Annotated in this window: 10 protein-coding genes; all 10 read left to right on the forward strand. The window is 71.3% G+C overall.

Translation table 11 applies throughout. The features are described 5' to 3' along the window. The first annotated feature begins 13 nt into the window (after positions 1-13). The 10 genes from ruvX to nusB all read left to right on the forward strand — a co-directional run bounded on the left by ruvX (position 14) and on the right by nusB (position 9,537). Positions 14-478 (forward strand): Holliday junction resolvase RuvX, encoded by a 465-nt coding sequence (gene ruvX, locus ACFV2J_RS36885; protein ID WP_385089586.1) that lies wholly within the window; start codon positions 14-16, stop codon positions 476-478. Positions 479-600: 122 nt separating this feature from the next. Beyond that, on the forward strand, positions 601-2,379 hold the full coding sequence (gene mltG / locus ACFV2J_RS36890; protein WP_385442825.1) for an endolytic transglycosylase MltG: 1,779 nt from the start codon (positions 601-603) through the stop codon (positions 2,377-2,379). Further along, positions 2,360-3,199 carry a shikimate dehydrogenase gene (locus tag ACFV2J_RS36895; protein ID WP_385089570.1) on the forward strand — a complete coding sequence of 280 codons (840 nt, stop codon included), beginning with the start codon at positions 2,360-2,362 and terminating at the stop codon, positions 3,197-3,199. Before mltG ends, ACFV2J_RS36895 begins: the two co-directional genes overlap by 20 nt. A gap of 200 nt (positions 3,200-3,399) precedes the next feature. After that, positions 3,400-4,584, forward strand: coding sequence for a chorismate synthase (gene aroC / locus ACFV2J_RS36900; protein ID WP_385089568.1), 1,185 nt, complete (start codon positions 3,400-3,402; stop codon positions 4,582-4,584). Continuing rightward, positions 4,581-5,099 (forward strand): shikimate kinase, encoded by a 519-nt coding sequence (locus tag ACFV2J_RS36905; RefSeq protein WP_385442830.1) that lies wholly within the window; start codon positions 4,581-4,583, stop codon positions 5,097-5,099. The genes aroC and ACFV2J_RS36905 overlap by 4 nt, the downstream gene beginning before the upstream one ends. Beyond that, positions 5,096-6,187, forward strand: a complete 1,092-nt coding sequence (gene aroB, locus ACFV2J_RS36910; protein ID WP_385442832.1) for a 3-dehydroquinate synthase — start codon at positions 5,096-5,098, stop codon at positions 6,185-6,187. The genes ACFV2J_RS36905 and aroB overlap by 4 nt, the downstream gene beginning before the upstream one ends. A gap of 203 nt (positions 6,188-6,390) precedes the next feature. Further along, positions 6,391-7,269 carry a Pro-rich N-terminal domain-containing protein gene (locus tag ACFV2J_RS36915; RefSeq protein WP_385096630.1) on the forward strand — a complete coding sequence of 293 codons (879 nt, stop codon included), beginning with the start codon at positions 6,391-6,393 and terminating at the stop codon, positions 7,267-7,269. Between the two features lie 100 nt (positions 7,270-7,369). Continuing rightward, a complete protein-coding gene (locus ACFV2J_RS36920; RefSeq protein WP_385096627.1) occupies positions 7,370-8,476 on the forward strand; it encodes a M24 family metallopeptidase in 1,107 nt (368 codons plus the stop codon). 57 nt (positions 8,477-8,533) lie between these two features. Next, positions 8,534-9,100: an elongation factor P gene (gene efp, locus ACFV2J_RS36925; protein WP_010988257.1), complete on the forward strand. Its 567-nt coding sequence runs from the start codon at positions 8,534-8,536 to the stop codon at positions 9,098-9,100. A 2-nt stretch (positions 9,101-9,102) separates the two neighbouring features. Continuing rightward, entirely contained in the window at positions 9,103-9,537 is a 435-nt protein-coding gene (nusB, locus tag ACFV2J_RS36930; protein WP_168527171.1) for a transcription antitermination factor NusB, read from the forward strand. Positions 9,538-9,610 lie beyond the last annotated feature (73 nt).

The following is a 9,610-nucleotide window of genomic DNA, read 5'->3' on the forward strand; positions in this document are numbered from 1 at the left end:
GGACGGCCGGGGCATGCGCCGCGGCCGTCGGCTCGCGGTCGACGTCGGGGACGCGCGGATCGGGGTCGCCTCGTGCGACCCCGACGGGATCCTCGCGACTCCGGTCGAGACCGTGCCGGGACGGGACGTGCCCGCCGCTCAGCGCCGGCTGAGGCAGCTGGTCGAGGAGTACGAGCCGATCGAGGTCGTCGTCGGACTGCCCCGCTCCCTCAAGGGGGGCGAGGGCCCCGCGGCCGTGAAGGTCCGTGGCTTCGCCCAGGACCTCGCCCGGTCGATCGCGCCGGTCGCCGTGAGACTCCTCGACGAGAGAATGACCACGGTGACGGCCGGCCAGGGACTGCGCGCCTCGGGCGTGAAGTCCAAGAAGGGCAGGTCGGTCATCGATCAGGTGGCCGCTGTGATCATCCTTCAACAGGCCTTGGAATCCGAACGGGTGTCAGGTAATCCACCTGGCGAGGGCGTCGAAGTGGTCATCTGATCGCGATACGGTAACGTTCCGCGCGATGTGGTGGTGTTCGAACAGCCACCGCACAGCAAATGAGGCGAACGGGAGCCGAGCCACCACACCAGCGGCCACCGCCTCGCGGCTCTAGGGGATCGATGACTGAGTATGGCCGGGGCCCAGGCTCCGAACCGTGGCATCCGGAGGACCCGTTGTACGGGGACGGCGGATGGGGAGGACAGGCCGCCGACGGCCAGTCCCCCTACGGCGGCCAGCCGCAGCACTACCCGCAGCAGCCGCAGCAGCCGCAGGCGCAGTACGGCGACTGGAGCGACGGTCAGCAGGGCGGCTACGGCCAGCAGCAGTTCGATGCCGCGGGCCGGCAGCACCAGGGCCAGCAGCAATACCACGACCCGGGACAGCAGCACTACGGCGGCCAGGGGCAGCAGCAGCCGTACCCGGGGCAGTACACCGGCCACGACCAGCAGCAGTACGTGGACCCGTCGCAACAGCAGTACCACGGTCAGGACCAGCAGCAGTACCAGGACGGCGGCTGGGACAACGGGGCACAGCACCCGGTCGCGTACGCCCCGGACCCGAACGACCCGTACGCGAACCAGGCCGCCGCCTACGGTGGTGAACAGCCCGACTTCTACAACACCCCCGACGCGTACCCGCCGCCGGAACCGCCCGCGCGCCGCCGAGCCGAGCCCGAACCGGCGCCGACCGACTGGGACCCGGGACCGGACCAGGGTGAGCACGCCTTCTTCGCGGACGACGACGATGACTCCGGGGACGACGACCCGAAGAGCGGCCGCGGCGACCGGAAGGGCCGGGGCGGCAAAGGCGGGACGACGAAGAAGCGCCGCAGCGGCTGCGCCTGCCTGGTGGTCGTGCTCGTCTTCGGCGGCGGTGTCGGCGGGGTCGGTTACTTCGGGTATCAGTTCTACCAAAAACGTTTCGGCCCGGCTCCGGACTATGTGGGCGACGGCACCGGTGAGGTGACGGTCAACATCCCGAAGGGCGCGGGCGGTTTCGCGATCGCGCAGGCGCTGAAGGAGAAGGGCGTCATCAAGAGCGTCGACGCCTTCGTGTCCGCACAGCAGACCAACCCCGACGGGACGAAGATCCAGGCCGGGGCCTATCTGCTGCGGAAAGAGATGTCGGCCGCCAGCGCCGTCAAACTCATGCTCGACCCCAAGAGCCAGAACAACGTGGTCGTCGTTCCGGGCGAGCGCAACATCCTCGTCTACAAGAAGATCGACGAGAAGCTCTCACTTCCCGACGGCACCACCGCCAAGGTCGCCAAGAAGGAATACAAGAGTTTCGGACTTCCCAGCTGGGCGAACAACAACAAGAAGATCAAGGAACCGCTGGAAGGATTCCTCTACCCGGCGACCTATCCCGCCGCCAAGGGGATGAAGCCGGAAGCGGTCCTGAAGCAGATGGTCGCGCAGGCCGTGGAGAACTACAAGAAGCTGAACCTGGAAGCGAAGGCCAAGGAATTCGACCTCGCCGACCCGCTGCAGCTCGTCACCGTCGCCAGCATGGTCCAGGCCGAGGGCAAGACCCACGACGACTTCCGCAAGATGGCCGAGGTGATCTACAACCGCCTCAAGTCCACGAACACACAGACCAACCGGCTGCTCCAGTTCGACTCGACCTTCAATTACCTGAAGGGCCAGAGCAACATCCACATCAGCGAGTCCGAGATCAACAGCAACAAGGACCCGTACAACACCTATACGAACAGCGGTCTGCCGCCCGGTCCCATCGGGAACCCCGGTGCCGACGCGTTCAAGGCGGCGCTGAACCCGAGCGACGACGGCTGGCTCTACTTCGTGGCGACCGACGGCCAGAACAACACCGAATTCGCCAAGACCTACGACGAATTCCAGAGGCTCAAGGACAAGTTCAATGAGAGTTCGGGCCACTGACGCCCGCCGGGCGGCGGTCCTCGGATCGCCGATCGCGCATTCCCTCTCGCCGGTGCTGCACCGCGCCGCGTACCGGGAACTGCGACTCGACGACTGGTCCTACGACCGCTTCGAGGTCGACGAGGAGGCGCTGCCGGACTTCCTGGAGGGGCTCGGCGGCGAGTGGGCGGGCCTGTCACTGACCATGCCGCTCAAGCGGGCGGTCATCCCCCTGCTCGACGGGATCAGTGACACGGCGGCCTCCGTCGAGGCGGTCAACACCGTCGTCCTCACCGACGACGGACGCCGCCTCGGCGACAACACGGACATCCCCGGGATGGTCGCCGCGCTGCGCGAGCACGGCATCGAGCAGGTGGAGTCCGCCGCCGTCCTGGGCGCTGGGGCCACCGCCTCGTCCGCGCTGGCCGCCCTGGCACGCGTCTGCACCGGCGAGGTCGTCGCGTACGTCCGCAGCGCCGAGCGCGCCGCCGAGATGCGGCAGTGGGGCGAACGGCTCGACGTGCCGGTGCGTACCGCGGACTGGGCGGACGCCGAGCAGGCCCTGCGCGCCCCGCTGGTGATCGCCACGACCCCGGCGGGCACCACGGACGCGCTGGCCGCCGCCGTCCCGGAGCGGCCCGCGACCCTCTTCGACGTGCTGTACGACCCCTGGCCCACCGAACTGGCCGCCCGCTGGTCGGCGTACGGCGGCGCCGTCGTCGGCGGCCTCGACCTGCTCGTGCACCAGGCCGTGCTCCAGGTCGAGAAGATGACCGGACGTGCCCCGGCTCCGCTGGGCGCCATGCGGAAGGCGGGCGAGCACGCGCTCGCCAGACGCTGAACACCCTCCGGCCGGTCCTGCCGGGCACCCCCCGGCCCGTCCGGACACGTCCGCCTGATGGACCTGGGGCCGGACGGGGGCCCCGGCCATGGGAGGATCGGGGGTGGCGGGCCAGGGCCGCGCACCCGGTCGCGCCGTCGCCGTACGCAAGGACACGTGTACGCAGCAGCAGTACCAGGGCGCGAGCATGAGGAGCACCGTTGAGCAGGTTGCGCTGGCTGACCGCGGGGGAGTCCCACGGACCCGCACTTGTCGCGACGCTGGAGGGTCTTCCCGCCGGCGTTCCGATCACCACGGACATGGTGGCGGACCACCTCGCCCGGCGGCGCCTGGGCTATGGACGCGGTGCCCGGATGAAGTTCGAGCGTGACGAGGTCACCTTCCTGGGCGGAGTCCGGCACGGGCTCACCCTCGGCTCGCCGGTGGCCGTCATGGTCGGCAACACCGAGTGGCCCAAGTGGGACCAGGTCATGGCGGCCGACCCGGTCGCCCCGGAGATCCTCGCCGACCTCGCCCGCAACGCCCCGCTGACCCGGCCCCGGCCCGGCCACGCCGACCTCGCGGGCATGCAGAAGTACGGCTTCGACGAGGCCCGCCCGATCCTGGAGCGCGCCTCCGCCCGGGAGACCGCCGCCCGGGTGGCCCTGGGCGCGGTGGCCCGCTCGTACCTCAAGGAGACGGCCGGGATCGAGATCGTCTCGCACGTCGTCGAGCTCGCCGCGGCCAAGGCACCGTACGGCGTCTACCCCACGCCCTCGGACGTCGAGAAGCTGGACGCCGACCCGGTGCGCTGCCTCGACGGCGACGCCTCGAAGGCGATGGTCGCGGAGATCGACCAGGCCCACAAGGACGGCGACACGCTCGGCGGGGTCGTCGAGGTGCTCGCGTACGGCGTGCCCGTGGGCCTCGGCTCGCACGTCCACTGGGACCGGCGGCTCGACGCCCGGCTCGCCGCCGCGCTCATGGGCATCCAGGCCATCAAGGGCGTCGAGGTCGGAGACGGCTTCGAACTGGCCCGGGTGCCCGGCTCCAAGGCCCACGACGAGATCGTCCACGGCGAGGACGGCATCCGCCGCACCACCGGCCGCTCCGGCGGCACCGAAGGCGGTCTGACCACCGGCGAGCTGCTGCGCGTCCGCGCGGCGATGAAGCCGATCGCGACCGTGCCCCGCGCGCTGGCCACCATCGACGTGGCCACCGGCGAGGCCGCCAAGGCCCACCACCAGCGCTCCGACGTGTGCGCGGTCCCGGCCGCGGGCATCGTCGCCGAAGCCATGGTCGCCCTGGTCCTCGCGGACGCGGTCGCGGAGAAGTTCGGCGGCGACAGCGTCCCCGAGACGCGGCGCAACGTCGAGTCGTACCTCGAGAACCTGGTCGTACGGTGACCGCGGGACCGCTGGTCGTGCTGGTCGGCCCGATGGGCGTCGGCAAGTCCACGGTGGGCGCGCTGCTCGCCGAGCGGCTCGGCTGCGCCTACCGGGACACCGACGACGACATCGTGGCCGAGCAGGGCCGCACCATCGCCGACATCTTCGTCGACGACGGCGAGCCGGTCTTCCGCGCCGTCGAGAAGCACGCGGTCGCCCGCGCGCTGGCCGGCCACGACGGCGTCCTGGCGCTCGGCGGCGGCTCGATCCTCGACGAGGACACCCGCACCCTGCTCAGCGGGCACCGGGTCGTCTACCTCTCGATGGACGTCGAGGAGGCGGTCCAGCGCACCGGCCTGAACGCGGCCCGGCCGCTGCTCGCCGTCAACCCGCGACGGCAGTGGCGCGAGCTCATGGAGGCGCGCCGCCACCTGTACACCGAAGTCGCCAGCGCGGTCGTGCCCACCGACGGCCGCACCCCCGAAGAGGTCGCCCAAGCCGTCCTCGACGCACTGGAGTTGAAGGAAGCATGAGCGAGGCAGTGACGCGTATCCAGGTCGGCGGCACCGCGGGCACCGACCCCTACGAGGTCCTGGTCGGCCGTCAGCTCCTCGGCGAGCTCGGCGGACTGATCGGCGACCGGGCCAAGCGCGTCGCGGTCGTCCACCCCGAGGCGCTCGCCGAGACCGGCGAGGCGCTGCGCGCCGATCTGGCCGGGCAGGGCTTCGAGGCCGTCGCGATCCAGGTGCCGAACGCGGAGGAGGCCAAGACCGCCGAGGTCGCCGCCTACTGCTGGAAGGCGCTCGGCCAGTCCGGCTTCACCCGTACCGACGTGATCGTCGGCGTGGGCGGCGGCGCCACCACCGACCTGGCCGGTTTCGTGGCCGCGACCTGGCTGCGCGGAGTGCGCTGGATCGCCGTCCCGACCACCGTGCTCGGCATGGTCGACGCGGCGGTCGGCGGCAAGACCGGTATCAACACCGCCGAGGGCAAGAACCTCGTCGGCGCCTTCCACCCGCCCGCGGGCGTGCTCTGCGACCTTGCCGCGCTCGACTCGCTGCCGGTCAACGACTTCGTCTCCGGCCTCGCCGAGGTCATCAAGGCCGGTTTCATCGCCGACCCGGCGATCCTGGAGCTCATCGAGTCCGACCCGCAGGCGGCCCGCACACCCGCCGGCCCGCACACCGCCGAGCTGATCGAGCGCTCCATCAAGGTCAAGGCCGAGGTCGTCTCCGGCGACCTCAAGGAGTCGGGGCTGCGCGAGATCCTGAACTACGGGCACACCCTCGCGCACGCCATCGAGAAGAACGAGCGCTACAAGTGGCGGCACGGCGCCGCCGTCGCCGTCGGCATGCACTTCGCCGCCGAACTCGGCCGGCTCGCGGGCCGGCTGGACGACGCGACCGCCGACCGGCACCGCACGATCCTCGAATCCGTCGGTCTCCCGCTGAGCTACCGCCACGACCAGTGGCCGAAGCTCCTGGAGAACATGAAGGTCGACAAGAAGTCGCGCGGCGACCTGCTGCGCTTCATCGTCCTCGACGGGCTGGCCAAGCCGACCGTCCTGGAGGGCCCCGACCCGGCCGTGCTCCTCGCCGCGTACGGCGAAGTGGGGGAGTAACGCCCAACGGGCCCCCACTTGCGCAGATTTGCCCTCGTCGCACGGGCACTTACCGCCTTCCCGGGCCGTTCACACAACGGCGGCCGGGGAAGGTACCGTTCGGTAGGGGCGTCTCCCGCGCCCTCTAGGGTGGGGGAGAGCGGCTCGGGACCGAGTCCCCGCTCGCCAGCGCCCATCGCCTGTACGAGACGGAGTGGCACCGGATGCAGCACGCAGTGGGGGCTCCGCTGCCGCCGCCCCACCAGCCGGGGCACGGACCGGGCGCCGGCTGGTCGCCGGCCGCGCACCATCCGGGACACCCGGGCGCGCACCCGGGCCCGGCACCCACGAGCGCACCGGCTCCCGGCTTCGCCGGCCCGCCGCCGGGACCCCCTGCGCCGCCGTCGCACCTGCCGCACCCCGCGCCCCCGCACCACGCCCCCGTACCGCCCGCGCCGGACACCACGGGGCATGTGCAGCTGCCCCCGGGCGGCCCGGTCGCCATGCCGAGCGCACCCCCGGCCACGGGCGCCCCCGATCCCACGGCGACCACGCTCGCCGTGCTGCTCATCGGCCCCGCGGGCGCGGGAAAGACCAGCGTCGCCAAGTACTGGGCGGACCACCGCCGGGTCCCGACGGCGCACATCAGCCTCGACGACGTACGCGAGTGGGTGCGCTCCGGTTTCGCCGACCCCCAGTCGGGGTGGAACGACCACTCGGAGGCGCAGTACCGTCTGGCCCGCCGCACCTGCGGATTCGCCGCGCGGAACTTCCTGGCGAACGGCATCTCCTGCATCCTCGACGACGCCGTCTTCCCGGACCGCCCGGTCGTCGGCCTCGGCGGCTGGAAGCGGCACGTGGGGCCGGGACTGCTGCCCGTCGTCCTGCTGCCGGGCCTGGAGATAGTCCTGGAGCGCAACGCGGAGCGCTCCGGGAACCGCCGCCTCAGCGACGAGGAAGTCGCCCGCATCCACGGCCGGATGGCCGGCTGGTACGGCTCGGGGCTGCCCATCATCGACAACTCGCAGCTGGACGTACCCGCCACGGCCCGGGTCCTGGACGACGTGCTCGCCCGTTCGATCGCGAGTCCCCCGCAGTGGTAGCCCGGCCCTGACGGCACGGCACCCGGGGCCCGGTGCCCCCACCCGCCCGTCCGGCCCCACTGAACCGGCGGTATCGGGTCGGCGCTCGTAGGCTCGATCCATGTCAGAGGTCTACGCGGCTCGACGCGAGCGGCTGAGGGAGCGCTGTACGGCGGGCGGCAGCGCGACCGCGCTCGTCACCCGCCCCGCCAACGTGAGGTATCTCGCGGGGGCGGCGCCGCGCGGTGCCGTTCTCCTGCTGGGGAGGGGAGAGGACCTGCTGCTCTGCGCGGGCCCGCCGGGCGACGAGGCCGGCGGGGGCCGTCCGGACGAGGCGCTGCGCGTACAGGCCCTGTCGGGTCCCGGCGGAGACCCGGCCGTCGCGGCGGCCGACGTCGCCACCGCCCAGGGTGCCGACTCGATGGCCGTGGAGGAGCACCATCTGACCGTGACCCGGCACCGGGCCATGGGATCGGTGGCACCGCGACTGCGCCTGAGCGACCTGGGCGCCGCGGTCGAACAGCTGCGGGTCGTCAAGGACGAGGAGGAGATCTCCTGTCTGCGGATCGGCGCCGAGATCGCCGACCAGGCGCTCGGTGAACTCCTCGAATCCATTCTCGTCGGCCGGACGGAGCGTCACCTCGCCCTCGAACTGGAGCGCCGTCTGGTCGACCACGGCGCCGACGGGCCGGCCTTCGCGACCTCGGTGGGCACCGGGCCGAACTCGGGCAGATGCGGGCACCGGCCCACGGACCGGCGGGTCGAGGAGGGCGATTTCCTGTCCGTCTGTCTCGGCGCCACCTATCGCGGCTACCGCTGCGAGGTCGGCCGTACCTTCGTGATCGGCACCTCGCCCGCTGACTGGCAGATCGCCCTCTACGACCTCGTCTTCGCCGCCCAGCGGGCCGGACGCGAGGCGCTGGTGCCCGGCGTCGCCTACCGCGACGTGGACCGCGCGGCCCGCCAGGTGCTCGATTCCGCGGGGTACGCGGAGGCCCTTCCCACACTGACGGGGCACGGTGTCGGGCTCGAAATCGACGAGGACCCGCAGCTGGCCCCCGCGGCCATGGGTAAACTGGACGCTTGCGTGCCGGTCACCGTCGAACCGGGGGTCCACCTCCCGGGCCGGGGCGGTGTCCGGATCGATGACACGCTCGTCGTGCGCCCCGAGGCGGACGGCGGACCCGAGCTACTCACCATCACGACCAAGGAACTGCTCGCGCTCTAGCCCCGGCTGTGCGCGTGTCCCGGGGTCGTCCACGTCAGTCCAGGAGATTCCGCAACCGTGGCTTCCACGAACGACCTCAAGAACGGCCTGGTGCTCAAGCTCGACGGAGGCCAGCTCTGGTCCGTCGTCGAGTTCCAGCACGTCAAGCCCGGCAAGGGCCCGGCCTTCGTGCGCACCAAGCTGAAGAACGTGCTCTCCGGCAAGGTCGTCGACAAGACGTTCAACGCCGGCGTCAAGGTCGAGACGGCCACGATCGACAAGCGTGACATGCAGTTCTCGTACATGGACGGCGAGTACTTCGTCTTCATGGACATGGACACGTACGACCAGCTCATGGTCGACCGCAAGTCCGTCGGCGACGCCGCCAACTTCCTGATCGAGGGCTTCACGGCCACCGTGGCGCAGCACGAGGGCGAGGTGCTCTTCGTCGAGCTGCCGGCCGCCGTCGAGCTCGTCATCCAGGAGACCGAGCCGGGCGTCCAGGGCGACCGCTCCACCGGCGGCACCAAGCCCGCCACCCTGGAGACCGGCCACCAGATCCAGGTCCCGCTCTTCATCACCACCGGTGAGAAGATCAAGGTCGACACCCGCACGAGCGACTACCTCGGCCGGGTGAACAGCTAACCGTGGCTGCCCGCAACACGGCCCGCAAGCGCGCCTTCCAGATCCTCTTCGAGGGCGACCAGCGCGGCGTGGACGTCCTGACGGTCCTCGCGGACTGGATCCGGCACTCCCGGAACGACACCCGGCAGCCGCCGGTCAGCGAGTACACGATGGAGCTGGTCGAGGGCTACGCCACCAAGGCGAAGCGGATCGACGAGCTCATCGCGACGTACGCCGTCGACTGGACGCTGGACAGGATGCCGGTCGTCGACCGCAACATCCTGCGCCTCGGCGCCTACGAGCTGATCTGGGTCGACGGGACACCCGACGCGGTGGTGCTCGACGAGGCGGTGCAGCTCGCCAAGGAGTTCTCCACGGACGAGTCGCCCTCGTTCGTCAACGGACTGCTGGGCCGGCTCAAGGACCTCAAGCCGTCGCTCCGCCGCGACGAGGCCTGACCGGGACTCGTCCGTACAGCCTGGACACAGGTGGGAAATCGCCGGAGGGCCCGCAGCGCGTTCGCTGCGGGCC

The sequence above is a fragment of the Streptomyces sp. NPDC059668 genome (assembly GCF_042734135.1).
Taxonomy (GTDB): Bacteria; Actinomycetota; Actinomycetes; order Streptomycetales; family Streptomycetaceae; genus Streptomyces.

Coding starts and splice junctions, on each gene's coding strand:
- ruvX (WP_385089586.1), top strand. CDS start 14: ATGCGCCGCGGCCGTCGGCTCGCGGTCGACGTCGGGGACGCGCGGATC.
- mltG (WP_385442825.1), top strand. CDS start 601: ATGACTGAGTATGGCCGGGGCCCAGGCTCCGAACCGTGGCATCCGGAG.
- ACFV2J_RS36895 (WP_385089570.1), top strand. CDS start 2,360: ATGAGAGTTCGGGCCACTGACGCCCGCCGGGCGGCGGTCCTCGGATCG.
- aroB (WP_385442832.1), top strand. CDS start 5,096: ATGAGCGAGGCAGTGACGCGTATCCAGGTCGGCGGCACCGCGGGCACC.
- ACFV2J_RS36915 (WP_385096630.1), top strand. CDS start 6,391: ATGCAGCACGCAGTGGGGGCTCCGCTGCCGCCGCCCCACCAGCCGGGG.
- ACFV2J_RS36920 (WP_385096627.1), top strand. CDS start 7,370: ATGTCAGAGGTCTACGCGGCTCGACGCGAGCGGCTGAGGGAGCGCTGT.